This window comes from Terribium retamae (assembly GCF_022347545.1).
Lineage (GTDB): Bacteria > Pseudomonadota > Alphaproteobacteria > Rhizobiales > Rhizobiaceae > Mesorhizobium > Mesorhizobium retamae.
On the sequence record NZ_JAKREW010000011.1, the window covers coordinates 84,785 to 110,408 of the forward strand.

A 25,624-nucleotide genomic window follows, 5' to 3' on the forward strand; every position below is an offset into this window, starting at 1 on the left:
GGCGAGCGCTGAGGTTGCGGCGCCCTATCGAAACGGACAAAGATAGCCTCAACGTGACAAGTCGCCCGATTTTGTCCTTGATATCCATCAAGGCAATTGTTCACCCAAGCGCCAAGAAGAGTTCTGGAGGCCAGTTTGACGGATACCATCCTGGCGCTGAACGTCGGCTCTTCCAGCCTTAAGTTCGCGCTGTTCTCGACCGACAGCGGTGAATGGCCTGAGCTCCTGTTGCGGGGAGCTATCGAGGAACTGGCCACAGCACCCCGTCTGAAGATGCAGGCAGCCGACGGTACGCTGCTGCAAGAGGTGGTTTGGAAAGACAGCGGCGATATCGACGCCGTTCTTCCTTCATTGCTTGATCTGATTTCAGCCAAACGAGAACGGGAAAAATTGGTGGCTGTTGGTCACCGCGTGGTTCACGGCGGGCGCGATCTCTCGGCACCTCAACTGGTGACAACCGATCTTCTTACCGCGCTCGATGACCTGGTGCCTCTTGCGCCGCTGCACGAAGCGCAGAATATCGCACCAATCCGAACGCTGATCCGGTTGCGGCCTGAACTGGCTCAAGTCGCTTGTTTCGACACCGCATTCCACCGCACGATGCCGGACGTTGCCGCACGCATTGCACTGCCGCGCGACTATGAGGCCGCAGGCATTCGACGCTATGGCTTTCATGGATTGTCCTATGAATATGTCTCCAGGCGCTTGAGGGAGATTGCGCCGCACCTTTCGAAAGGACGCGTCATCGCCGCGCACTTGGGTAACGGTGCGAGCCTTTGCGCACTGCAGGACGGCCGCAGCATCGATACGACCATGGGGTTTAGCGCGCTGGACGGGCTGATGATGGGAACACGCCCCGGAGCTCTGGACCCGGGGGTCCTGCTTCATCTTCTTCAGCAGAGAGGCATGAGCGTCGCGCAGGTCGAAGATCTGCTCTATCGGCGCTCAGGCCTCCTCGGTGTGTCTGGCAACATAGCAAGCGATATGCGGGTACTGATCGCCAGCTCGGAGCCTTCCGCGCGCGAGGCGATTGACCTCTTCATTTATCGGTGCGCCGGCCAGATCGGCGCCCTCGCATCTGCCTTGAACGGCCTGGATGGGTTCGTATTCACGGCAGGAATTGGCGAACACTCGCCCATCATCCGGAAGGCGATCTGCGATCGTCTGCAGTGGCTGGGCGTTGAGATCGATGAGGATGCCAACAGCAACAACGCGCCCGTCATCAGCACCGAAGCCAGCACGGTGGAAGTGCGCATCGTCCCGACGAACGAGGAAGCCATGATCGCCCACCATACGCTGTCGAGAGTGAGCGGATTGCGGACACCCGACGCCTAAACTAGAAATGTTCACCCGCCCGGAAAGGACCAATTCTGGTTCCTGCCGCGATCAGATAGGCGGTTGACCAGCCGATGAGCAAGAACCCGTTGATTCCTTCCAGCGCAGCAAACATGCGCCAGCCGGGATCAGGAACAATGTCGCCATAGCCGATGGTCGAGAACGTGACCGTCGAAAAATAGAGCGCGGTCGCGAAATCTGGCAGAAGACCCAACAGCCAATAGCATCCTGCCCACACCCAGATTTCGACGGTCAGCACGCCAAAGAGCCCGATTACGACGCTGATCATGGCCACCACGCGACTGTGCTGGCCATGCATGCGAAAAGCCGCCACAAGTCTTGCCATCACATGAGTAACGGTGATCAGTCCAAACGTATGGATCAGTACCGTGAGCCCGATTATCACGGTGCCACCAGCAAGTGAGCCAGCCATGGTCGCCTCAGCACATTATAGAAGCTTGCTGTTATCCCAATCTTGGATAAGCGGCTTTGCGCTTGCGCAAATGGACGACATTAATCTGGCCTTGAACGTCCCGACTTAGGTACCAAGTCCTGAACAGGCTAACAGCGGTTGCGATCAACCGCCATCAGCGCCAGACAGGCCATAACCAGAGTTGAAAGACACTCTCTCCGGAATGCTGTAGGTCGCACCGACCCATTACACCGATCCATTGCATAGTGTGAACCCGCTCGAATTGGAGAACAAACACGGGCTCTTCCGGTCGGGGATGTCAATGGCAACGAACCTCCGCGACCACTTCCCCCTTGTACAGATTCCGATAGCGTTGAGGGGCGACTGCATTCGAGATGGCGAAAGGTGCCGCGCAATTCGCGAAAGCGGGCACACCAGCGGCCCAATTTTTCGACAGGCACGCATCACGCCCCGAGATGAGCCGGTGTACCTCGCCGTTGCAGCATCGACTGGGGCGGCATGTATTTGCGATGCCGTCGGCCAAAGCGACGGGCGTGTATCGCATTGTGTCGGCTGCCAATCATATACGTTATCTTACAAATTCGGAGAGCGTCGAAATTTTTGAGACACAAAGCCCCGGCTTTCCTGGCGCGTGTTCGTCAACAAAGAAAGCACCGTGTCTATCCAACATTACCTGATTGCAGCCCTGGCCACCGGAGTGATGATGCTCTCCGGTCCGGCCTCGGCGGACCAAAAACCAACCATCGTTCTCGTGCACGGCGCCTTCGCGGATTCGTCAAGCTGGAATGGGGTTATCAAGGACCTCCAGGCCGATGGCTATTCTGTGGTAGCGGCTGCCAACCCGTTGCGGAGCGTTCAGGCTGATGCGCGGTCTGTCGCATCCGTCATCGCCAGCATTAAGGGGCCTGTGGTGTTGGTCGGCCACTCCTATGGGGGAAGTGTCATTTCCGCTGCCGCGACTGGCCACGTCAACGTGAAGGCGCTTGTCTATGTTTCCGGTTTCGCACCCGACAAAGGTGAGAGCGCGATCCAACTGACGGGGAAATTTCCTGGAAGCACACTTGGCGCCGCGCTTGCCGCGCCTGTCGCTCTCCCGGACGGCGGAACCGATCTCTACATCGACCAGGGCAAATTTCACGATCAGTTCGCGGCGGACGTGCCAGAGGCCGAAGCCAGGCTGATGGCGGCCGGCCAACGCCCAGTGGCGGAGGCGGCCTTGAAAGAGCCGGCTGGCGTCCCCGCTTGGAAAGAGAAGCCATCATGGTTTGTCTATGGCGACGCCGACAAGAACATTCCACCTGAAGGAATGAAGTGGATGGCAAAGCGCGCAGGCTCGAAGGAAACGGTCGTCGTCACGGGCGCTTCGCATGTCGTGATGGTTTCCCACGCCGAGACCGTTGCCGACGTCATCGAAAAAGCCGCGAAAGGAACGACCGACAAGTGACGAGAAGGAGGCGCCTTCACAGGCGCCTCCTAATCGCCCTGTCGGCGGCCGGTCGCGGTCGAGTAGGCTTTCTCAGCCGAACGGTTCCGTCGGGCTGTTGCCGGGCTTGGTGAACCATTGCGCCCCTTCGTCGGTCATGTGGATATGGTCTTCCAACCGAATGCCGAATTGCCCGGGCACCACGATCATCGGTTCATTAGAAAAACACATGCCTGGACGAAGCGGTGTTTTGTTGCCGCGGACGATGTAAGGCTCCTCGTGAATTTCCAATCCCAGCCCATGCCCTGCTCTGTGCGGGAGTCCCGGCAGCCGATAGTCAGGACCTAGGCGATGGCGTGAAAGCACGGATCGCGCGGCATCATCGAGGCTTTGGCACTCTGCGCCGATCTGCGCTGCATCGAATACCGCCTGTTGGGCTTCGCGTTCAGCCCGCCAGATACGCGCGTACTCCGCATTCGGTTCTTCCATCACATAGCTGCGCGTCAGATCGGAATGGTAGCCGTCGATGCGTGTGCCGGTGTCGACCAGGATGGCCTGGCCCTTTTCCAGGATCTGGTCACCGTCGGCGCCATGCGGGAGTGATGTGGCGACGCCGAAGGACACGATGCAGAAGGTTGAGCCTCGCACCGCGCCCAATGCACGGTGTTGTTCATCGATGTAGCGCACCACTTCCGAGGCTCGGATCCCCGGCTTCATAATAGCATGTGCGCGTTTGTGCACCTCGAGCGTCAGTTCCATCGCGTAGCGGATCAGCGCGATTTCCGAAGGCGACTTGCAGAGCCGAAGGTCACGGATCAGCCGAGTGCCGTCGACCAGCCGTTCAGCACCCAGGTGCCGGACAAGCGCATGGTATATGAAGAGCGGCAAGGCGTCGTCGAGCGCGATGCTGCCCCTGAGGCCTGCGAGCGTTGCGACAAGCGCCGCCGGGCTTTCCTCCTCCTCCCAGGTCGCGATATCGGCGGCCAGGTGCGGCAGTGTCTCCACCCGGCTGCGCTCAAAGGCTGGAACGATGTAGGTAAGCGCAGTCGGCGTCACCAGCGCGCCAAGCATGCGCTCGCTCTGATGCCAGACCAGACCGGTGAAATAGCGAAGGCTCTCGGTGGAGCCGAGCAGGACCGCAGCGATGCCATCTGCCTCCATTTTTTCCCGCAGCCTTTGAAGTCGGTCACGTCTTTCGGCATCGGTGATCGCCGCTGGACGGTCTGAAAGAGACATGTTTGCTCCGGTATTTGGTAACGGCAGGAGCAGCAACTTACCTCGCGATCCCAGCCGCAGTCGTAGTGGCAGCGCGTTAGGCTTTCTTCGGCCAGGTATCCGCAAGCCGGTACCCTTCCGGCCAGGGATCGTCGGGATCGAGCATGTGCTGGTGCGTGCCGGTGATCCAGGCACGGCCCGAGATTTCCGGCAGCACTGCCGGGCGGCCGCCCACGGTCGTGGTGCCAACGATACGGCCCGTGAAAGTCGAGCCGATCACCGAAACCGCCGTCAAACGATCTTCCAGCCCCATTTGACCGCGCGCATGCAGGACAGCCATGCGCGCCGACGAGGCAGTTCCCGTCGGCGAGCGGTCGACCTTGCCGGGCTGGATCGCCACGGCGGCACCGGCCCGCAAGCCCTCAGGAGTACGCTCGACAGGGCCCGCGAACAGGCAGAACGAGAAATGTCTCCAGTCCGGGTTTTCCGGATGGTTGAACCCGAGAGCGGCATTGGCCGCATTGGTGATGCGCACGCCGAGCCGCGCAATATCGAGCGTTTCATCGGGCTTGAGGGCAAAGCCCATCGCCGCCGCATCGACGATGACGAACGAGTCGCCGCCATAGGCAGTGTCGACGGTGAGTGTGCCGAGCCCTTCAACCTCGAGCTTGGCATCGAGACGGTCGGCAAAGCTTGGCAGGTTGCGCACGAAGATGCGCTCGGCCTTGCCGTTGCGGCATTCCGCCCGCACGCGTACCAGCCCGCCCGGCGCTTCCAGCGTGATCTCCGTCACCGGCTCCTGCATCGGCAGGATGCCGCTGTCCAACAGCACGGTCGAAACGCAGATCGAGTTCGAACCGGACATGGGCGGCGTGTCTTCCGGCTCCATGATGATGAAGGCTGCATCCGCCTCCGGATGCTTCGGCGGTACCAGCAGATTGACGTGCCGGAACACGCCACCGCGCGGCTCGTTGAGCACGAAATTGCGCAAGGTGTTGTCACGGGCGATCCAGCGGCTCTGTTCCCAGATGGTGTCGCCCGGCGGCGGCGTGACCCCACCGACGATGACATCGCCCACCTCGCCTTCGGCATGTGCCGAAATCACATGGATGGTTTTCGAACTGCGCATCGCAAACTCCTCAGGAAAGCCAGGCAGGCAGGCGCACCGGCACACGCCCGGTGAGTGCAGCGGTCACGCAATCGGCAAGGCTGCCGAGGCGCACGGCACGGCCGGACAGACCTGGCCCGTAATGTGCGTATTTGCCGGAATTGGTCATCACGGCGCGTGTACGCGTCGGGAACACCGGCTCCGAGATCGAGCACCAGCACAGGTCCGGCACCACCTGCACGCCGCTTTGTTCCAACCGCGCTAGCGTGCCGTCGGCGCGAGCATCAGCGATGACTGCGTTGCCGGCGGTGACGATTATCGCCGCGTTAGGATGACGCTTGCGTCCGTCCAGCACAGCCGCCAGCGCGCGGCATTCCTGCAGCGAGGCATGTGGGCTGCCTATGGCTATGAGTTCGACCTCTTCCGGTCCCGAATTGAGGTTTTTCCACCCAGCGGCAAGGTCATCGTGCGTGATGACGGCATGGTCGGCATCGGCCGCATCCGCACCATCGGCTTCGGGCGTCACCCCTTCGACATGAAGCATCGGCGCGGCTGAGGTGGTTCCAAACGCTGCGCACAGTGCCTTGAGATCGTCGCGCGACGGCTGGGCTTCAGCAAGGCCGCGCAGCAGCGGAATGCGGTCCGGCGCCGCATGGCCGGCGAGATAGCCGAGCAGCGGCCAGAACGCATCGTCGACGCCAGCCGGAACCTCTACCTCGATGATGCGCCGGGCCTTGCGGTGTTCGTCGAGATAGACTCCTGAAAACGGGGCACGCCCCGTCAGGGCAATGCACAAATCGAGGAAATCGGGGTGCTTTGCTGTGCGGGCACCAAGCACGGAATTGGCGAAGATCACCGCATTGGACTCCGCCCAGGCGATGGGCTCGCCGCTTTTCGGCGCACTGTCGAGCAGATAGGGAGAGCAAGTGAAAGTCGGCCGGCACCCCATGCGCACATAAGCATCCGCAAGGCGCGCGGCAGGATCGCCGAAACCGTGCGCGACACCTTGTGTCTGCCAGTTGGCGCGATCCACCGAAATGGCGTTCATCGTCGTCGGAACCCGGACCTGGGCACCAAGCTCCGCCATCTTTTCGGCGAAGGTCAGATTTGCGGGACTGGCATAGATACAGCCATCGATATGCGCTTGTGTCACATCCACCAGACTGCGCGCGCCTTGCTGCACGGCCATGGCGCAGATGATGCGCATGGCCTGCTGCACCGCGATGCCATCGCGCCCATCCATCATGGCACGATCGGCCTCTGTCAGGTCGAGCGCACTGCTGGCCGGCGGGCTGACCGATAGCCTCAGGCCATCGGCCTCGATTGCCTTCTCGCTTATCTGCACGGTCGTGGCCTTGGCCAGCGCGGCAAAGGCACCCGGCTCAAGACGCAGAACAGGCAACGGTTTACCGAAGAGTTCCGAGGCGATCAGTGCCCCGAGGGTCAGCACGTCCTCGGCTTCCGAAAAGATCAGCGCCGCCGGCGCGCGCCCGTTCAGTACGAGGTCCAGCAGCACACCGGATCCGGTGCAGGAACCGCGGCTCGACGGCATCATCAGGACAGCGCCGGTCAGGCAGCTCCCATGCAGCGGATGGTGCACGTCGATCACACGAGCGGTAGCGGGATCAACCCCACCCCAAAAACTCAACGCTTCCTGTGTTGCGATAACAGTGCCTTGCGCCGTGCCGGCGAGAATCGACCGGGCGGGAGAAGTCTCGCTCACTTGACGACAAAACCGTGCGCGAAGGGATCGCGATCGTCGATAAAGATGGTGTTGATACCGGTCATTCGCGCCCAGCCCGCGATCGAGGGAATGATCGCGTCGCGATCCGCTACCTGTGTCGCAGCCTCGACGCGGCCGTTGAACAGCGAACCGATGATCGATTCATGCACGAATTCATCGCCGACTTTCAGCTTGCCCTTGGCAGCAAGCTGCGCCATGCGCGCCGAGGTGCCAGTTCCACAAGGCGAACGATCGATAGCCTTCTCGCCATAGAACACTGCATTGCGGGCATGAGCGCCATCCTGCGTCGGCTTGCCGGTCCATTGGATGTGGCTGAGGCCCTTGATCTCGGGATGCAACGGGTGGACGAACTCGTATTTCGCATTGAGGGCTGCGCGCAGCTTCGGCGACCAGCCGACAAGTTCGCCGGCCGTATGGTCGGCCATGTCGCGGAAATTCTTTTGCGGCTCGACGATGGCGTAGAAATTGCCGCCATAGGCAACGTCGACGACGATCTCGCCGAGGCCTTCGACCTCAGCGGTCAGACCCTCGGCGTAGAGAAACCCCGGGACGTTGGTGAGGCGCACCTCCTCCACGAAACGGCCTTCCTGGCGATAGGTGATGTCGACCTTGCCGGCAGGAGCGTCGATGGAAAGCTTGCCCGGTTCGCGCGGTGTGATCAGGCCGTTCTCGATACCCATGGTGATGGTACCGATGGTGCCGTGGCCGCACATCGGCAGGCAGCCGGAGGTCTCGATGAACAGCACCGCGACATCGCAGTCGGGGCGTGTCGGCGGATAGAGGATCGAACCCGACATCATGTCGTGCCCGCGCGGCTCAAACATCAGTCCGGTGCGGATCCAGTCGAAGTCGCGCAGGAAATGCGCCCGCTTTTCCAGCATGTTCGCGCCTTCGAGTCGCGGCCCGCCGCCAGAGACGAGGCGAACCGGGTTTCCGCAGGTGTGTCCGTCGATGCAAGAGAAAGTGTGGGTTGCCATGGGCCGGGACCTAGTCAAAAGCGTTGCGGCGAGAAGGATGTAATGTCGATGGCGGACGGTTGTCCGGTCAAGAGATCGGCAACGATACGTGCTGTACCAGCCGACTGGGTCAAGCCAAGATGGCCATGACCGAAGGCGTGGACGATATGCGGCGTTGCCTGCGCACTACCGATAGCCGGCAGGCTGTCCGGCAGCGAGGGCCGGAAACCCATCCACTGCACGCCGCCGTGAGGCTTCAGGCCGGGCAGAAACGCTTGCGCCTTCTTCAGCATCGCTTCCGAACGACGGAAATTCGGCGGCAGTTTCAAGCCTCCAAGCTCCACCGCGCCGCCGACGCGGATGCCGGTGGACAGGCGGGTGACGACGAAACCATGTCCGCCGAAAGTCACCTGCGTGCGCAGGTCGAAAGCGTCCTGAGGCAGAGTGGTGTTGTAGCCACGCTCGGTTTCCAGCGGAATGGTCTCACCGATGGTCCTGGCGATCCTGTGTGAAAAGGCGCCGGCCGCAAGCACAACCTTGCGTGCTCGCCGCACGGCGCCATCGGCAGCAATGATCTCCACACCACCCTCAACGGAACGCAGCGCAGTGATTTCGGCACGCTCGACCGTGCCGCCCCGGGTGATGAAATGTTCGGCCAGCGCAAGCGTGTAAAGCCGCGGGTCGGCGATAGAGTACCAGCCCGGCGTGAAGGTGCCGTGGGTGAAACGCGATGCAAGACCAGGCTGGATTTCCTCGATCTCGGCCTTGTTGAGATGGTGGAACTCGATGCCGTGTTCCTCCCGTGCCGTCCAGCCGGGTAGCGAAGCCTTGAACTCCGCCTCGCCTTCATAGACCTGGAGGTTGCCTTCCTTGCGCAGCATCGGCAGTGTTCCGGTCTGCTGCAGGAAAGGTTCAAGCTCGGCCTTCGACAGGTCCATCAGCGCGGTCTGGGCGGCGGTGGAGTGAGCCACATGCTTGGGCGAACAGGCGCGCCAGAAGCGGAACATCCAGGGCGCGATCTGGACGGCATAGGCAGGCGGTACCGACAAAGGCCCGAGCGGATCGAGCAACCATTTTGGTGCTTTCTTCAGGATGCCCGGCGAGGCAAGCGGAAGAATATCAGTGAAAGCGAAAGCGCCCGCATTGCCGGCGGAGGCACCCGCGGCCGGGCCTTCGCGATCCAAAACCGTGACATTCAGCCCGCGCGCTTGCGTGGCGATCGCCGCCGAAAGCCCGACGACCCCTGCCCCGATGACGATGACGTCGAGCTGCTTTCCCATCATGCTCTCAATGCGTTGCCGCAAGGAACTTCTTCGTCTCGGTATGTTGCGGCGCGTCGAATAGCTGCTCCGGCGGCGCGATTTCGGCCATGATCCCCTGGTGGAAGAAGGCGACGCGGTCGGAAACCTCGCGAGCGAACTTCATTTCGTGGGTCACGCAGATCATCGTCATGCCTTCCGAAGCAAGCATCCTCAGCGTGTCCAGAACTTCGCCAACCAGCATCGGGTCAAGTGCCGAGGTTACTTCGTCAAACAGCATATAAGTCGGAGACATCGCGAGCGCACGCGCTATCGCCATGCGCTGCTGCTGGCCGCCCGACATGCGGTTCGGGTAGACGCCGAGCTTCTCCGCGAGGCCGACATGGGTCAACTGCTTGACTGCGATTTCTTCGGCCTTCTCCTTGGACAGGCCAAGGACCTTGCGTGGCGCCAGCATCACGTTCTCCAGCACGGTCAGATGCGGGAATGCATTCCATTGCTGGAAGACGATGCCTACCTTCTGGCGTAGCTTGTTGAGGTCGGTGCCCTTGGCGTGAACATCGGTGCCGTCGATGACCACCCTGCCCGACGCAATCGTCTCGAGCCCGTTGATGCAGGTGAGCAGTGTCGACTTGCCCGAGCCCGAGCCGCCGATGATGGTGACGACCTCACCTTTCTTGACGGTCAGGTCGATGCCTTTCAGGACCTCCAGAGGTCCGAAGGATTTGTGGACGTTTTCGATCTCAATCATTAGGTGACCAGCGTTCTTCGAGATACCTGCCGAAGCGAGCGATGGGCAGGCTGATGACGAAATAAATGGCACCGCACAGAAGCAGGATGAACAAAGGCTCCTGCAGCCGGGTAACCAGGATCTGCGAAGCGCGCAGCAGTTCGATGAGGCCGAGCCACAGCACCAGCGCGGAATCCTTCATCACGCCAAGCGTCAGGCCGATCCACGACGGCAACGACACACGAATGGCGAGCGGTGCCACGATGTAGCGCATATCCTGCCACCAGCTCATGCCGAGTGAGCGAGCAGCGCGGCGTGTGTTGACCGGCACGGAGTCGATGCCGCCACGAACGATCTCGGTGCAGTAGGCTGCCGTATAGAGCGACAGCACCACGCAAGACGTCGTGAACGGAGGCCAGCCCATCTTGGCGATGGACTGCAAGGCGTTGCCCAGCACGAGCTGGATCAGCAACGGAACCGAACGGAAGATATCCAGAGCGAAGGTCAGCGGAGCCGACCAATAGGGTCCGAACTGGAAGCGGATGATACCGAACAGGATGCCGAGGACCGTGCCGGCGGCCACCGAAACCGCCGTGACGGCAAGCGTCATGCCGGCGCCTTGGGCCAGGAAGGCGAGATCACTCCAGGTAAGAGCTGTGCTGAACATCCTACACGCCTCAGTACCGGAACATGCGCGCGGCAAGCAGGCGCGCAGCCAGCGTGACCACCTTCGCGATGACGTAATAGATCACCGCCGCAAGCGCGAAGAACTCGAACGTGCGGAACGAGCGGGCGTTGAGTTCCTGCGTGACGCCTGCTAGATCGGAGTTCATGCTGACGGTTACGCCTAGCGACGTCATCAGGATCGCCCAGACCATCTGGTTGGTGGCCGGCAGGAAGGCGATGCGCAGCATCTGCGGCAAAACGATGTAGCGGAACGCCTGCAGCGAGCTCATGCCCAGCGAGCGGCCTGCGCGCGTCTGCGTATCGGGAATGGCCTTGAGCGCGCCGCGGAAATTTTCCGCCAGATAGCCGGCATTGTTGAAGGCAATGCCCGCGAGGAGCGCCGTGAAAGGACTGAGATGGATGCCGAAATTGCCTAGTCCAAAATGCGCCATGTAGATCTGGAAAAGCGCCGGCGTATTGCGCGCCACCTCCACCCAGGCGGTGGCGATGCCGGAAAGGGCACGGTTGCCTGAAAGCCTGAACAAGGTGAGCGCGATGGCCAGGGCTAGCCCTATCGCCATCGACAGAAGCGCAATTTCCAAGGTGACCAGAGCGCCGTCGAGCATCTGCGGCAATGCCCTGAACGCCTGGTTCCAGTGGAAGGTGTAGCTGAACATCGCCGCTTCGCCTTTTCGGAAGATCGGCGGCACGAGAGCTAGTCCGCGCCGCCCGGGAAACGGTCAGATCAACGGTAGACGCCGTTCACCGACAAAGACGGCAGATCGCCCCCAACCCACTTCTTGTAGAGTTCGGCATAGCGGCCAGTGCGAACCTGCTGGTTGATGAACAGGTTCAGGTAATTGATCAGGCCGTATTCTTCGCGGTTGGTGAAAAGCGAGACATAATCGATGTCATACGGCGCCTTGCCGACCACCGAAATGCCTGGGAACTTGCCCGTCTTCACATTGGCCTGCGCAACCGTGGAGGTGGAGACCGTGGCGTCGATCTGACCCTGGCTCAGCGCCAGGAAGACGTCGGCCTGGGTCTGGTAGGGACGGAATTCGCCGGCACCCCATTCCTTGACCGACTTTTCGAGCGCGATGGCTTCGAACGTGCCGGCGGTGGCGCCTACCGTCTTGCCCTTCATATCTTCGAAGGACTTGACGCCCGACTTGTCGTTGGCGGTTACCGCCATTTCAAAGGCAAAATAAGGAACGGTCATGCCCACGGTCTTGGCACGCTCCAGCGTGTCGGAAGTCGAAGCCACACCGACATCGACGCGACCGGACATCAAAGCTGGAATGCGCTCGGGGAAAGGTGTTTCCACGATCTCGGCCGTAACCCCGAGTGCCTTGGCGAGATCGTTGCAATAATCGACGTCGAAGCCGATCGGGTTGTTGCTCGCGTCACGCGCGCCCATGGGCGGAAAATCCAGCACCACGGCGCAGCGCAGGGTGCCGGAAGCGATGATGTCGTCGAGCTTGTCGGCGAGGGCCTGACTGCTCAGCGCGGTTGCGGTCATGAGCCCGAAGGCGAGGACCGAGATCTTCATGTTTTGCTCTCTCCCTGAGTGTTGCCGGTCGGTTGACCGCGCGCACTATTTCGTGTCGCCGCGAACAAATCAATCAGAAAATACAATTTGTATTCAGAAAGTATACGGATTGAATATTCCCGGCCACTCAGGAGCGTCGCCCGCTCCTCACGCTGAGGAAATCTCGGGCAACAGGGCCTCCGGAACGTTCTGGTATGCGACCGGGCGCAGGAAACGACGAATGGACATGGTGCCGACGCTGGTCGCGCCGAAATTGGTCGAAGCCGGATAAGGCCCGCCATGGACCTGTGCATCGACCACTTCGACGCCGGTCGGGAAGCCATTGACCAGCACCCGTCCGGCCTTGCGTTCCAGGATAGGCATCAAGCGGCGCGCGGCCTCAAGATCTGCGTCCTCCATGTGGAGAGTCGTGGTCAGTTGCCCCTCGAAACCGCGGGCGATCTCTTCCATCTCGTCCAGAGACCCAACCTTCACCACCAGGCCGAGCGGACCGAAAACCTCCTCACCCAGTGCATGATCGGACAGAAATTGCGCCCCTGTCGTCTCGAACAGATTGGGAGTCGCAGCGCGGCCGGAGGGCTGGGTCACCAGCAAAGGCTTGACCGAATTGCGCTCGGCAAAGCGAGCCTGCCCGTCGCGATAGGCCTTAGCGATACCATCCGTCAGCATCGTCTGTGCGCCGACCTTGCCGAGCGCCTCGACCGTCGCACCGATGAAACGATCGGCATCTGGACCGTCGATTGTGACCGCTATGCCGGGATTGGTGCAGAATTGCCCGGCGCCCAGCGTAAGCGACCCTGCCCAGCCCTGCCCCAGAGCCTCGGCACGCGCCTTCAAAGCTTCAGGCAACAACAGCATGGGATTGACCGAGCCGAGTTCGCCGAAGAAGGGGATCGGTTCCGGACGGGCAGCGCAGAGGTTAAAGAGAGCACGACCACCGGCAAGCGAGCCGGTAAAGCCTACAGCCTTGATCAGCGGATGCTGCACCAACGCCTCGCCGACCTGACGATTGCCCCCCTGTATCAACGAAAAGACGCCGGGATGCATGCCGCTCTTTTTGATTGCCGCCTCGATGGCCTGGGCGATGATCTCACCGGTACCGGGATGCGCCGAATGCCCCTTGACCACGACAGGGCATCCCGCTGCCAGCGCGGCTGCGGTATCGCCCCCTGCCGTCGAAAAAGCCAGTGGAAAGTTGGAAGCGCCGAAAACCGCAACCGGTCCGATCGGACGTTGGATCAGCCTGATTTCCGGGCGCGGCGCCGGCTGACGATCTGGCATCGCCGCATCGAAGCGCAGATCAAGGTAATCGCCCTTCTCGATATGATCGGCAAAGAGCCTGAGCTGTCCCGTCGTCCGGCCGCGTTCGCCTTGCAGCCGCGCCTGCGGCAAACCGGTTTCCTGGCTGCCGATTTCGGTGATCGCTTCCGCGCGCTCCTCGATCTCGTCGGCAATGGCGCGCAGGAACTGCGCCCGTACAGCGCGCGTCGAATAGGCGTAACTCCAGAACGCTTCTTCGGCCGCCTCGCAAGCCTGGTTCACCAGATCCACAGTTCCGACGGCAAAGGAATGCGCAGGGCCATGTGCGGGTGCGCTTTCGAAAGTGCTCGGGCCATCAAGCCATTCGCCGGCGATGAGATGTTTCCCCTTGGGCGTAAAGACCATGTGACGTTCCTGTCCTGAAAGATTGGATGCGCAAGCGCCTGGATTGCAGCTGTCGATTATTTGTATACTCTATGTATGCATAATATCAACCGGCTACACCATGCCCTGCCATGAGGAAGAAATGGACGCAACCATCATCATGCCGATCGGTACGCTTCACGAGCATGTCGAGGCGATCTTCCGGAAAGCGGGACTCAACGACATTCAGTCAGCAGCCCTTGCCCGAGTGATCGTGGCCGGAGAACGCGATGCCTGCAAATCGCATGGCATCTACCGGATCGAAGGGGCATTGCGTACCGTCAAGGCCGGCAAGGTGAAACCGGATGCCGTGCCTGAGCTCATGCCTCGGGAGCACGGCGCGATCGTGCGGGTAAATGCCCGACACGGTTTTGCCAATCCAGCTTTCGAGCTCGGCTTGCCTGTGCTGGCGGAACGCGCTCGCGTTTCGGGCATTGCAGCCCTTGTCATCAACGACTGCACCCACTTCTCAGCACTATGGCCGGAGGTCGAAGCCATAACCGTGCATGGTCTTGCCGGTCTGGCCATGTGCCCGAGCTATTCGACTGTAGCGCCGGCCGGCGGCAACAAGCCGTTGCTCGGGACCAATCCTTTTGCTTTCGGCTGGCCGCGAGCCGGCAAGGATCCCTATGTCTTCGATTTCGCGACCTCGGTTGCCGCGCGCGGTGAGATCGAGTTGCATCGACGCGCCGGCAAGGCTCTGCCTGAAGGCTGGGCGATCGACGCGCAAGGCAACCTCACCACCGACCCGGAGGCCGCGCTTGCCGGCGCCATGCTGCCGTTCGGGGGACACAAGGGTTCAGCCATCAGCACGATGATCGAACTCCTTGCAGGCGTCATGATCGGTGACCTCACCAGTCCAGAAGTGCTCGACTACCTCGGCACCACGACACTGGCTCCGCCGCACGGAGAGCTCATCATCGCGTTTTCCCCGGAGGCCTTTGCCGCGGGTCGTCCGGGAAATCCTTTCGAACGGGCAGAAGTGCTGTTCGATGCCATCGTCGACCAAGGCGCTCGCCTGCCCTCGCTGCGCCGCTACGTCGCCCGTGCCAAATCCCAGGCCGAGGGGATCACGCTGACGGCTTCCGAAACGGAACAGCTCGAGCGTCTCCTCGCCCTCGGACTGGACGCCGTTTCTTAAGGCATTCGCAAACGACCGATGCGCCGAAAAAAGAAAAGGCCCTTCCAGATGGAAAGGCCTTTTTCGTCAGGAACGCTAGGCAGGTCAGCCCTTATGCGCCTGCACCGCGCCAGGCAGCTTGCTCCACTCGGCATACCAGCTGTTGAACAGTTTGAACTGTGCCTCGCAATAGCCGCGTTGGCTGTCGGTCAGGGCGTCCGTCTCGTTGAAGTGAAGCGTATATTCCTTGTCGCCCTTCAGTACCATCATGTGCTTGAAGTAGAGGACAAGGTCCGGGCCTTCGTCGAAGGAGGACAGAACGGCCAGCGCCTGCTCCAGCTCCTGGGCACGCTGGCGCGCATCGACGTCACCCGTCGCAGCGGCTTGGGACAGATTGCAGAGGTGGATCACTTCCTTCGGCAGGACATTGCCTATGCCCGTGATGGCACCTGTCGCGCCACAATTCACGAAACCGTGGAAGACAGCGGTATCCACACCGATCATCAGCGAAACGCCATCATCGCGGCTGGTAATGTTTTCTGCCGCATAACGCATATCGGCATTGCCACCGAATTCCTTGAAGCCGACGAGGTTCGAATGCTCTGCGCGCAACGCGAAGAAGAGATCGGCACGCGTGGCAAAGCCGTAGTACGGGCTGTTGTAGATCACCGCAGGAAGATCGGGCGCGGCCGAGAGGATAGCCTTGAAATGCGCCTTCTGAGCGGTCAGCGAGGGGCCTCGTGACAGAACGCGGGGGATGACCATCAGACCCTGCGCGCCCACCTTTTGAGCATGAGCGGCATGCGCCACGGCGGATGCGCTGTTGATGGCGCCGGTGCCGACGATCACCGGCACGCCCGCCTTCACCAGGCGTTCGACGCCCTCCATGCGCTGCGCATCTGTCAAAAGCGGCCAATCGCCCATCGAGCCGCAATAAACCACCGCGGACATCCCCTCGGCGATCAGCTGCTTACCCTTGCGCACGAGCGCATCGAAGTCCGGGCTCCGATCCTCCTTGCAGGGTGTCATCAATGCGGGAATTACGCCGGAGAAGATCCTCGCCTTCATCTCAAAAGCTCCTGTTGGCCTGTCGCACCGGCAGAAGATCTGTGCACGGCAGCCGTGCGCAATCCCTGCCCTCGACAGAGATTATACTATTTGAATTTTATTTGTCGACAAGAAATCGACAGCGAATTCACAGCGCGATGCTAAGATGCCCGCCGCGCTTAAAAAGCTTCTGGATCTGATCCACGATCTGCTCGGCATGCTCCTTGGCAAGACGATCGGCCGCCTCGACATCTCTCGCCGCAATGACCTTGATCATGTCCTCGTGTTCATCGACGAAGCGTTGCGGCAAACGGTCATCGTAGGATTGATAATAGAGCCGCAGAAGCCGGCGCCCTTCGTTGAGGAGACGGTTGAACAGGCCGGTGAAATAAGGATTGCGGCCGGCCTCGGCGATTGCCGAATGCAAGGCGGCGTTTGTGGCGATCATCGCGAGAGCATCCTGCGCCTCGACGGCTTTGGCAAAATCCGCCTGATGCGCGTGGATCACCTGCAAATCCTCTAGGCGGTGATGCTCGGCGGCCAGCCGCGTGGTGACACGGTACATCAACACCAGCGCATCGAAATAGGTATGCATGTTGAGGAAATCGATGTTCGACACCATGGTCGAGCGATTGGGCAATGTATCGATCAGTCCCTCGCCGGCCAATCGTACCAAGGCTTCGCGAATAGGCGTGCGCGACATCTTGAAACGCTCGGCCAACTGCACCTCGTCGATCGGGCTGCCGGGCGGCAGCACGAGATCGAGGATTTCGTCGCGCAGAAGGTCGTAAACCATCTTCACGCCCGAACCGCGCTTGCGCTCGGGAACTGAATTGGTGTCGGCAGTGCTCATCATGCATCCCTCTTGTCGACAAAAGGAATACGTTCGACGGTCGATCGGATCAATATTCGATGAACGTAATGACCAGCTAGATCAACCGGCAATATCTTCAGTCGCGCGTCTTCCCCCTCAAGCCACATCAAGCGCCACCGCCACTATTCATAGAAACCTGCCGAACACCTTCTGGACGACAGGGATAGCAAGCAAGCCGACGGCGAGGCCGATGATGCCCGCCGCCGCCGCTGATATCAGGAACGTTACGAGGCCACTTGCCGCGGGAGCCGAATGGCCGGCTTTTTCCGCCGCTGCCTCGATAAGATGCGCCGGGGCGCCATATCCAAATGTTTCGAGGCCATGCACGAGAATACCACCGCCCACCCAGATCATCGCGGCGGTACCAACTGCGGCAAGCACCTTGAGGAAGTATGGCATACCCGTCACGATCCCCCTTCCGAATGCGCGGGACGCAGAACCAAGGCCAAGAAGCCCCCTGTCGTTACTTGCCAGGGTCAGCCCGAAATCGTCGGCCTTCACGATGATCGCAACAACACCGTAAACTCCAAGCGTGATCCCGATACCGACCACTGCAAGGATGAGGGCCTGTGTCGGCACGTTGGTGGATGGAATTGCCGCCAATGTGATGGCCATGATTTCGGCCGATAGAATGAAGTCTGTTCGGATAGCCCCCTGAACCTTCTCATTCTCCAGCCTGGAGGGGTCGATAACCTCGGTCGCATCCGCGCCGCCGTGCTTCTCCTCTGAATGGGGAAAGAAAGCTTCCAGCACCTTTTCCGTGCCCTCGAAGCAGAGATAGATGCCCCCAATCATCAGAAGTGGCGTGATCGCCCAAGGAGCGAGCCAGCTTAACAGCAGAGCAGCCGGCAGAAGGAAGATAAGTTTGTTCCTCAGAGAGCCTATCGTGATCTTCGCGATGATCGGCAGTTCCCGCTTCGCTGTGAAACCAACGACATAGCGGGGTGTCACCGCTGCATCGTCGATGACGACACCTGCAGCCTTGGCGCCCGCCTTCGTCGCTTGGGCGGCGACATCATCGATCGACGCCGCGGCGACCTTTGCAATGGAAGCAACATCGTCCAGCAAGGCAAGCAGTCCAGAGCTCATTCGGAATCCTCAATGTGGATAAGGAAGACACTTTGGCTCAAGAAGTGTGACCCTGTCATGAGGCCATAGGAAATTGCCCACCGTCTTGGGTGCAATTGCTCGTCCGCGAGCCATCGACATATTCGAATAGCTCGTCACGTCGCCCTAGATAAAGTCGGCACGGTGCGGCGTGAAGCTGTCGACGAGACGGCCGGCTTCGAGCGCCCTCACCCCATGGACGAGGTTCGATGGCACGATGAAGGAATCGCCCATGGCAAGTGTCTCCGTCCTGCCGTCGATGGTCACTTCGAAACGGCCTTCGGCGATATAGCTTGCCTGGACATGCGGATGCGAATGCAGGGCGCCGACGCCCCCCTTCTCGAAGCCGAACTCGACCACCATCAGTTCATCGGTATGAACCAGCACGCGGCGGCGGTTGCCATCCGGAGTGGCGGTCCATTCACGATCGGCCGCGCGGGAAAAGACCTCGGTCTGTGTCACAAACTCAACTCCCTTTTGATCAACGGGCGAGCCAGCCGCCGTCCACCGGTACCACGGCGCCGTGCATATATTTCGAAGCCGGCGCCAAGAGGAACACGGCGGCGTCCCCGATGTCGTCGGCCTCGCCCCAGCGGCCAGCCGGAATGCGGCCGAGGATCGCGGCATTTCGGTCGGGATCGTTGCGCAACACCTCGGTGTTGTTGCTGACGATATATCCCGGAGCGATTGCATTGACGTTGATGCCTCTGGCCGCCCACTCGCAGGCAAGCAACCGGGTAATGCCGAGCACGCCGTGTTTCGAGGCGGTGTAGGAAGCGACCCGGATGCCGCCCTGGAATGACAGCATCGAGGCAATGTTGACGACGCGTCCTGTTCGGCCGCCCGCCATCACCTTGCGGGCAAAGGCCTGGGTGAGAAAGAACAGGGATTTCAAATTGACGTCCATGACGTCGTCCCAGTCCTCTTTGCTGAAGTCGATCGCATCGCCGCGACGAATGATGCCCGCATTGTTGACGATGCCGTCGATCGGTCCGTGTCCGGTCCAGGCGGCATCCAGCATCGCAGTCGCGGCCTGGTGATCGGAAAGATCGCAGGTGATGGGCGCGAAGGATGCGCCGACCGCTGCGAGTTGAGCGGCAGTCTCGTCCATGGCCGAGCGGCCGACACCCAGCACGGCGCCGCCTGCCTTGCCGATCGAGATGGCGATGCCCTGGCCGATGCCGGTGTTGGCGCCGGTCACCAGGATGCGCCGGCCTTCCAGGCTGAAAGCGGAAAGATCGCTCATCGCAGTTCACCGATATCGACCGGATCGACATCGGTGTAGTCGACATTGTCGCCCGCCATCGCCCAGATGAAGGCATAGTTGGACGTGCCAGCGCCGGAATGGATCGACCAGCCCGGCGACAGCACCGCCTCTTCGTTCTTCATGACGATGTGACGGGTCTCGTCCGGCTCGCCCATGAAATGGAACACGCGCGCACCCTCGGTGAGGTCGAAATAGAGATAGGCTTCCATGCGGCGGTCATGCACATGGCATGGCATGGTGTTCCACACCGAGCCCGGCGCCAGCTGCGTCATGCCAACAACCAACTGGCAGGTCTTCGCGCCTTCCGGATGGATGAACTGGAAGATCGAGCGCTCGTTCGAGGTCTCCTGGCTGCCGAGGTCGAGCCGCCTGGCATCGGCGATGCGGATCAGCTTTGCCGGCAGTTCCTGATGTGCAGGCGCACTCAGCAGATAGAACTTCGCCGGCGCCTCCGGATCGGTCGAAGCGAAGGAAACCGTTTCGGTGCCCTTGCCGACATAGACCATGTCGCGCGTGCCGACTTCGAAGCTCTCACTGTCCGCCCGAACGGTTCCGGCGCCGCCGATGTTGACGGCGATCAGTTCGCGCCGATCGAGGAAGTTCTTGGTCCCGGTCGGCTTGATCGCTTCCAGCACGAGCGGAGTTGCCAACGGAACCGCGCCGCCGACGACCATGCGGTCATAGTGGGTATAAGTGAGATGGACCGCACCGGCATGGAAGAGATCGGCGATGTGGAAGTTGTGGCGCAGTTCGTCCGTGCCCATCGCCGCTGCGGCATTGGGGTCGATGGCATAACGGGACGAATAGCTGGTGGCTGTCATTTCGGATGCTTCTTTCTGGATTGCAGTCAGGGCTTCTTTGGTGATTTCTCGGCCGCCAGATATTCCGCCTGCTGGGTGGTGAGGCGCTGGCGATAACGATCCTGCGCGGCAATCAGATGCGCGCGCATGGCGGTGCGGGCAGCGTCCGGATCGCCGGCTGATATCGCCTGCAGGATCGAGAGATGCTCGCGCTGCAGGCCGGTCAGATATTCGTTCGACAACACCTCGACGGAATACCAGGGCGAGGCGCGGTCGCAGGGAATGGTGCGATCGCCGAGCGCGTCGAGGATCTCGACATAGAAAGGGTTGTTGGTGGCCGACGCTATTTCGCGATGGAAAGCGAAATCGGCCTTGCCGGTCGGCTCGCCGAGATGCAGCAAGCGGTCGAACTCGAAGAAGGCTTCCTGGATCAGCGCTTCCTGCGCCGCGTTGCGGCGCATTGCGGCCAAACCCGCACTCTCGATCTCGATGCCCATGCGCACTTCCAGCACGTTGATCGCCTGGCTGACCTTCTTGATCTCCAGGCTGAAGGAGGAAAAGGTCAGCGCGGGGTGCTCGAGCACAAAAACGCCGGCACCCTGCCGTGATTCCACAAGGCCGTCGGCCGCCAGGCTCGCCATCGCCTCGCGGATCACGGTGCGCGAAACGCCGAAGGTTTCCGTCATCTGCCCTTCCGTCGGCAGTTTCTGGCCCGGCATGATCTGGCCGCCGACGATCTGGGCACGCAAGGTCGCCACCACACGCTCGGCGAGCTTGGGTTTGCGTTCGATGCGCAGGTCTTCGGCGGTTTCTGATGCCATGATCGATGCCTATTTGAAAACGCTCGGCAGCCAGAGCGAGAGCGCAGGTATGTAGGTGACGAGGCCTAATACCACGAGGCCGGCGGCATAGAAGGGCCAGATCGATCGCATTGCCTCCCAGACCGAGATCTTGCCGACGGCACAGGCGACGAACTGCACCGCCCCCACCGGTGGCGTGTTCAGCCCGATGCCGAAATTCAGGATCATAATGACGCCGAAATGCACCGGGTCGATGCCGTAGGCCACCGCTACCGGCAGGAAGATCGGCGTGCAGATGATGATGGTCGGCCCCATGTCCATGAAGGTGCCCAGCACCAGCATCAGCACATTGATCAGCAACAGGATGATGATCGGGTTGTCGGAAATCGTGTTCATCCAGGCAATCAGCGATGCCGGCACGCGCAGGAATGCCATGAGCCAGGAAAACGCCGCCGCCATGCCGATGATCAGGAGCACCATCGCGGTCGTGCGCACCGCGCCGAAGGTGGCATGCACGAAGTCGTTCCAGGTCATGCGGCGGTAGACGAAGGCAGTGACCGCAAGGGCATAGAGCACGGCAATGCAGGAACTTTCCGTCGCCGTGAACACGCCGGAGCGGACGCCGCCGAAGATGATGCCGATTAGAAGCAGGCCAGGAATCGAGATCAGGAAATATTGGCCGACCTTGGCAAATCCTGGAAACGGTTCGGTCGGATAGCCGCGCGAGCGCGCCACGAAATAAGCCGTCACCATCAAGGCTGCGGCATAGAGCAAGCCAGGGATGACACCGGCGGTGAACAGGTCGGCAATCGAAATCTTTCCGCCGGCCGAGATCGAATAGATGATCATGTTGTGCGAGGGCGGCAGCATCAGCGCGATCAATGCCGCCATCGAGGTTATGTTGACGGCATAATCGGCGCCATAGCCGCGCTGTTTCATCTGCGGGATCATCACGCCACCGACGGCCGCCGCTTCAGCAACGGCGGAGCCGGAGATACCGCCGAACAGCGTGGCGGTGACGATGTTGACCTGACCGAGGCCGCCTCGGATATGGCCGACCAGTGAAGCTGCGAAGGCGATGATCTTCTGCGCTATGCCGCCGCGCACCATCAGGTCCCCGGCGTAGATGAAGAAGGGGATGGCCAGCAGCGAAAAGACGCTCATGCCGGAGTTGAGGCGCTGGAAGATCACCAGCGGCGGCAGGCCCATGTAGAGCACTGTGGCGAAGGAGGCGACACCGAGGCAGAAGGCGATCGGCGTGCCGATCAGCATCAGCAGCGTGAAGACACCGAACAGGATCAGGATTTCCATCGCGTCAGGCCTTCACTTTGGCGGTGTCGAGTTCGGCGGCGACTTCCGCCGGCGGCAGTTCGTCGAGGATGTCGTCGATCGGCTGGCCGGCGAGCCGCAGCACCATGCGCTCCAGCGAAAACAGGCAGATCAGTGTGCCGCCAGCGACCAGCGGCACGTAGTCCCAGCCGCCCGAGATTCGCAGCGACGGCAGCGTGGTGTTCCAGGTCAGCATGACGAGTTGGGAGCCATACCAGACCATGCCTATGCCGAAGGCGAAGGCGACGATGTCGGAGATCATGCGTAGCCATGCCTTGCCGCCCTTGGGCATGACATAGAGCAGGACATCGAAGCCCATGTGATAGTTCTCGCGCACGCCGACGGCCGCGCCCAGAAAGATAAACCAGCTCATCAGCATGACGGCGCCAGGTTCAGTCCAGCTCGGCGAGTCGTTCAGCACGTAGCGGCAGAACACCTGCCAGGCGACGATTGCCGTCATAACCACAAGGCCTGCGCCTGCCAGCCACAGTGACAGCGTACTTAGCCAGGAAAGCGCCTTGGCCGATCTTTCCAGTTTTGCAGGCATGCTCTTGTCTCCCGGAGGGGACGGGCAGGCAACTGGGCCCGCCCACTGGAGTGTTTCTGCGCATCGCGCTTTCCGAAAATCGATTCCGATTTTCGGGCCGATGCGCGGCTGCGTCACTGAACGGCCTGGACGTCTTCGACCAGCTTCTTCAGCACCGGGTCGGTGATGTGCTTGTCGTAGACGGGGTTCATGGCATCGATGAAGCCCTGCTTGTCCGGCGTGGTTATCTTGGCGCCGGCCGCTTCAACCTTGGAACGGGACTCGGCGGTCTTGGCGGCCCACAATTCGCGCTGCTTGGCGACACTGTCCTTGGCTGCCTGTTTGAAGATCGCCTGGTCTTCCGGCGTCAGCTTGTCGAAGGCGGCCTTGTTCATCACGAACACCTCCGGAAGGATCGTGTGCTCGTCGAGCGAGAAATTCTTCGCCACCTCGAAATGCTTGGCCGTGTCGTAGCTCGGGAAATTATTTTCCGCGCCGTCGATAACCCCGGTTTCGATGGCTGAATAGACTTCACCATAAGGCATGGGCGTGGCGTTGGCGCCAAGCGCCGCGACCATATCGACGAAGATGTCCGACTGGATGACGCGGAACTTCAGGCCCTTCATGTCGGCCACCGAATTGATCGGTTTCTGCTTGTTGTAGAAGGAGCGCGCACCGGCATCGTAGAAGGCAAGCGCCACCAGCCCCGCCGGCTCGAACGCCGCCTTGATCTGGTCGCCAATGGCGCCGTCCATCACCTTGTGCATATGCTCTTCCGAGCGGAAGATGTAAGGCAATGCTGGGACGATGGTTTCCTTCACCGTGCCGTTGAAGGGCGCCATGGAAACGCGGTTGAGCTCGATGACGCCCGAGCGCACCTGTTCGATCGTGTCCTTCTCCTCGCCGAGCTGGGCCGAGTGATAGACCTCGACGGCGTAACGTCCGGCCGTGCGTTCCTTGACCAGTTCACCGAAGTATTTGACCCCCTCGACGGTCGGATAGCCGTCGGGATGCGTATCAGACGATTTCAGCACCGTCTGGGCAAGTGCGGTGCCGGTCGTCAGCGATGCGGCGAGCAGCGCCAGACCGGCCAGTTTCGAAAAATGCAGCATCGGTTCCTCCCATTTATATCGGTAAAAACAAAAAGTTAGAGCGTTCCGCGGAAACGGAAACGCGCTAGAGTCGGTATGCTTTCTTTGCCAGCGTGTAGGCCAGTTCCGGCGCCAGCTCGCACGCCTCGTCCTCCCTCAGGCGATGCTCTGAAACGAGGCGGGCGAGAAAGGCACAGTCGACCCGGCGCGCCACGTCGTGGCGTGCCGGTATGGATGGAAAGGCACGGGTGTCGTCATTGAAGCCGACGGTGTTGTAGAAGCCGGCGGTTTCGGTGGTCATCTCGCGAAAGCGGCGCATGCCTTCCGGGCTGTCGTGAAACCACCAGGCAGGCCCGAGCTTCAGCGCCGGATAGACACCGGCCAGCGGCGCCAGTTCGCGCGCATAGCTGGACTCGTCCAGCGTGAAGACGATGACCGTGAGGTCGCGCTCAAGACCGACTGCGTCGAGCAATGGCTTCAGCGCGGCGACATAGTCGGTGGAGGTCGGAATATCGAATCCCTTGTCGCGGCCGAACCGCTTGAGCATCGACGGCGAGTGGTTGCGCCAGGACCCAGGATGGACCTGCAGCACCAGCCCATCGTCCAGGCTCATCTTCGCCATCTCGGTAAGCATCTGGGCGCGGAACAGTCGGCGCTCACGTTCGTCGGTAGAACCGGCGCGGATACGGTTGAACAGTTCCTGCGCAGCCGCCCGCGAGAGATTGGCCGTCTCCGCCGTGGCATGGCCGTGGTCAGTCGACGTGGCGCCGCAGCTCTTGAAGTAGGCCCGGCGCTGGCGATGCGCGTCGAGATAGCCGGCCCAGCTGCCTGTATCGCAGCCGGTGATTTCGCCGAGGCGGTCGAGATTGCCTGCAAAGCCGTCGAAATCGGGATCAACCACTGCGTCCGGCCGGTAGGCCGTGATGACGCGACCCTGCCAGCCGCTCTCACGGATCTGGCGGTGCCAGGCAAGGTCATCCAGCGCGCCGTCGGTGGTAGCGATGACCTCGATGTTGAAACGCTCGAACAGCGCGCGCGGCCGGAACTCCTCGCGCTGCAGGCATTCGGCGATCGCGTCGTAGTGTCGGTCCGCGTTCGCCGCGGTCAGCGGTTCGGTGACTCCGAAGAGATCAGACAAGACATAGTCGAACCAAAGCCGGGTCGGCGTACCCCGGAACAGAAAATAATTCTCAGCAAACAGACGCCAGATCTTGCGACCGTCTGTCTCGACCGGCGCGCCATCGAGCACAGGGACGCCGAGATCTTCCAGCCTGACGCCTTGGCTGAAGAGCATGCGGAAAACATAGTGATCCGGCACGATCAGAAGCTGCGCCGGGTCCGGGAACGGCTCATTGAGCGCATACCAGCGCGGCTCGGTGTGGCCATGCGGGCTGACGATCGGCAGGGATTTAACGAGACCGTAGAGCTCGCGCGCTATCCGGCGGACCGAAGGTTCGGCCGGAAACAGCAAGTCTGGATCGACAAGCGAACTCATGATGACCGTGCCGCTCCTCCTTCGGCGCTTTAATGGCTAGGAGCGGCACGAGGTAATGTCAACA

25 protein-coding genes are annotated in these 25,624 nt (G+C 61.2%); 3 read left to right on the plus strand and 22 right to left on the minus strand.

Features of this window, described 5'->3' with window-relative positions; all coding sequences use genetic code 11:
* Positions 1–135 precede the first annotated feature (135 nt).
* Positions 136–1,335, plus strand: coding sequence for an acetate/propionate family kinase (locus tag L4923_RS13665; RefSeq protein ID WP_239365899.1), 1,200 nt, complete (start codon positions 136–138; stop codon positions 1,333–1,335).
* 1 nt (position 1,336) lies between these two features.
* Here L4923_RS13665 and L4923_RS13670 read toward each other — a convergent pair whose 3' ends face one another.
* A complete protein-coding gene (locus L4923_RS13670; RefSeq protein WP_239365901.1) occupies positions 1,337–1,768 on the minus strand; it encodes a potassium channel family protein in 432 nt (143 codons plus the stop codon).
* Positions 1,769–2,468: 700 nt separating this feature from the next.
* Here L4923_RS13670 and L4923_RS13675 point away from each other — a divergent pair.
* The gene (locus tag L4923_RS13675; protein ID WP_239366011.1) at positions 2,469–3,212 is read left to right on the plus strand and encodes an alpha/beta fold hydrolase; all 744 of its coding nucleotides are present in this window, start codon (positions 2,469–2,471) and stop codon (positions 3,210–3,212) included.
* A 72-nt stretch (positions 3,213–3,284) separates the two neighbouring features.
* Here the strand turns inward: L4923_RS13675 and L4923_RS13680 are convergent, their stop codons facing one another.
* The 10 genes from L4923_RS13680 to L4923_RS13725 all read right to left on the minus strand — a co-directional run bounded on the left by L4923_RS13680 (position 3,285) and on the right by L4923_RS13725 (position 14,086).
* Entirely contained in the window at positions 3,285–4,427 is a 1,143-nt protein-coding gene (locus tag L4923_RS13680) for a M24 family metallopeptidase (RefSeq protein WP_239365903.1), read from the minus strand.
* A gap of 76 nt (positions 4,428–4,503) precedes the next feature.
* Positions 4,504–5,535: a trans-3-hydroxy-L-proline dehydratase gene (locus L4923_RS13685; protein WP_239365905.1), complete on the minus strand. Its 1,032-nt coding sequence runs from the start codon at positions 5,533–5,535 to the stop codon at positions 4,504–4,506.
* Between the two features lie 10 nt (positions 5,536–5,545).
* On the minus strand, positions 5,546–7,237 hold the full coding sequence (lhpI, locus tag L4923_RS13690; RefSeq protein WP_239365908.1) for a cis-3-hydroxy-L-proline dehydratase: 1,692 nt from the start codon (positions 7,235–7,237) through the stop codon (positions 5,546–5,548).
* Positions 7,234–8,235, minus strand: a complete 1,002-nt coding sequence (locus tag L4923_RS13695; protein WP_239365910.1) for a 4-hydroxyproline epimerase — start codon at positions 8,233–8,235, stop codon at positions 7,234–7,236. The genes lhpI and L4923_RS13695 overlap by 4 nt, the downstream gene beginning before the upstream one ends.
* Positions 8,236–8,249: 14 nt before the next feature.
* Entirely contained in the window at positions 8,250–9,497 is a 1,248-nt protein-coding gene (locus L4923_RS13700; RefSeq protein WP_425530943.1) for an NAD(P)/FAD-dependent oxidoreductase, read from the minus strand.
* Positions 9,498–9,501: 4 nt separating this feature from the next.
* Positions 9,502–10,224 (minus strand): amino acid ABC transporter ATP-binding protein, encoded by a 723-nt coding sequence (locus tag L4923_RS13705; RefSeq protein ID WP_239365912.1) that lies wholly within the window; start codon positions 10,222–10,224, stop codon positions 9,502–9,504.
* The gene (locus L4923_RS13710) at positions 10,217–10,870 is read right to left on the minus strand and encodes an amino acid ABC transporter permease (RefSeq protein WP_239365913.1); all 654 of its coding nucleotides are present in this window, start codon (positions 10,868–10,870) and stop codon (positions 10,217–10,219) included. Before L4923_RS13710 ends, L4923_RS13705 begins: the two co-directional genes overlap by 8 nt.
* A gap of 10 nt (positions 10,871–10,880) precedes the next feature.
* Positions 10,881–11,546 carry an amino acid ABC transporter permease gene (locus L4923_RS13715; RefSeq protein WP_239365914.1) on the minus strand — a complete coding sequence of 222 codons (666 nt, stop codon included), beginning with the start codon at positions 11,544–11,546 and terminating at the stop codon, positions 10,881–10,883.
* Between the two features lie 68 nt (positions 11,547–11,614).
* Positions 11,615–12,421, minus strand: a complete 807-nt coding sequence (locus tag L4923_RS13720; RefSeq protein WP_239365915.1) for an ABC transporter substrate-binding protein — start codon at positions 12,419–12,421, stop codon at positions 11,615–11,617.
* Positions 12,422–12,568: 147 nt separating this feature from the next.
* Positions 12,569–14,086, minus strand: coding sequence for an aldehyde dehydrogenase (NADP(+)) (locus L4923_RS13725; RefSeq protein WP_239365916.1), 1,518 nt, complete (start codon positions 14,084–14,086; stop codon positions 12,569–12,571).
* Between the two features lie 121 nt (positions 14,087–14,207).
* On the opposite strand from L4923_RS13725, the gene L4923_RS13730 reads away from it, so the two are divergent.
* Complete coding sequence (locus tag L4923_RS13730; protein WP_239365917.1) at positions 14,208–15,245, plus strand: Ldh family oxidoreductase; 1,038 nt, start codon at positions 14,208–14,210, stop codon at positions 15,243–15,245.
* An 84-nt stretch (positions 15,246–15,329) separates the two neighbouring features.
* Here L4923_RS13730 and L4923_RS13735 read toward each other — a convergent pair whose 3' ends face one another.
* From L4923_RS13735 to uxaC, 11 genes are all read right to left on the minus strand, one after another.
* Complete coding sequence (locus tag L4923_RS13735; RefSeq protein ID WP_239365920.1) at positions 15,330–16,292, minus strand: dihydrodipicolinate synthase family protein; 963 nt, start codon at positions 16,290–16,292, stop codon at positions 15,330–15,332.
* 127 nt (positions 16,293–16,419) lie between these two features.
* Complete coding sequence (locus tag L4923_RS13740) at positions 16,420–17,124, minus strand: GntR family transcriptional regulator (RefSeq protein WP_239366014.1); 705 nt, start codon at positions 17,122–17,124, stop codon at positions 16,420–16,422.
* 147 nt (positions 17,125–17,271) lie between these two features.
* Positions 17,272–18,234, minus strand: coding sequence for a DUF808 domain-containing protein (locus L4923_RS13745; RefSeq protein ID WP_239365921.1), 963 nt, complete (start codon positions 18,232–18,234; stop codon positions 17,272–17,274).
* 144 nt (positions 18,235–18,378) lie between these two features.
* Positions 18,379–18,714, minus strand: a complete 336-nt coding sequence (locus L4923_RS13750) for a cupin domain-containing protein (protein WP_239365922.1) — start codon at positions 18,712–18,714, stop codon at positions 18,379–18,381.
* A gap of 19 nt (positions 18,715–18,733) precedes the next feature.
* Positions 18,734–19,498: a 2-dehydro-3-deoxy-D-gluconate 5-dehydrogenase KduD gene (gene kduD, locus L4923_RS13755; protein ID WP_239365923.1), complete on the minus strand. Its 765-nt coding sequence runs from the start codon at positions 19,496–19,498 to the stop codon at positions 18,734–18,736.
* Entirely contained in the window at positions 19,495–20,340 is an 846-nt protein-coding gene (kduI, locus tag L4923_RS13760) for a 5-dehydro-4-deoxy-D-glucuronate isomerase (RefSeq protein ID WP_239365924.1), read from the minus strand. Before kduI ends, kduD begins: the two co-directional genes overlap by 4 nt.
* Before the next feature lie 26 nt (positions 20,341–20,366).
* The gene (locus tag L4923_RS13765; protein ID WP_239365925.1) at positions 20,367–21,140 is read right to left on the minus strand and encodes a FadR/GntR family transcriptional regulator; all 774 of its coding nucleotides are present in this window, start codon (positions 21,138–21,140) and stop codon (positions 20,367–20,369) included.
* Positions 21,141–21,149: 9 nt separating this feature from the next.
* Positions 21,150–22,430 carry a TRAP transporter large permease gene (locus tag L4923_RS13770; protein ID WP_239365926.1) on the minus strand — a complete coding sequence of 427 codons (1,281 nt, stop codon included), beginning with the start codon at positions 22,428–22,430 and terminating at the stop codon, positions 21,150–21,152.
* A gap of 4 nt (positions 22,431–22,434) precedes the next feature.
* Positions 22,435–22,995 carry a TRAP transporter small permease gene (locus tag L4923_RS13775; protein ID WP_239365927.1) on the minus strand — a complete coding sequence of 187 codons (561 nt, stop codon included), beginning with the start codon at positions 22,993–22,995 and terminating at the stop codon, positions 22,435–22,437.
* Positions 22,996–23,108: 113 nt separating this feature from the next.
* On the minus strand, positions 23,109–24,086 hold the full coding sequence (locus tag L4923_RS13780; RefSeq protein ID WP_239365928.1) for a TRAP transporter substrate-binding protein: 978 nt from the start codon (positions 24,084–24,086) through the stop codon (positions 23,109–23,111).
* Positions 24,087–24,150: 64 nt separating this feature from the next.
* On the minus strand, positions 24,151–25,560 hold the full coding sequence (uxaC, locus tag L4923_RS13785; protein ID WP_239365930.1) for a glucuronate isomerase: 1,410 nt from the start codon (positions 25,558–25,560) through the stop codon (positions 24,151–24,153).
* Positions 25,561–25,624 lie beyond the last annotated feature (64 nt).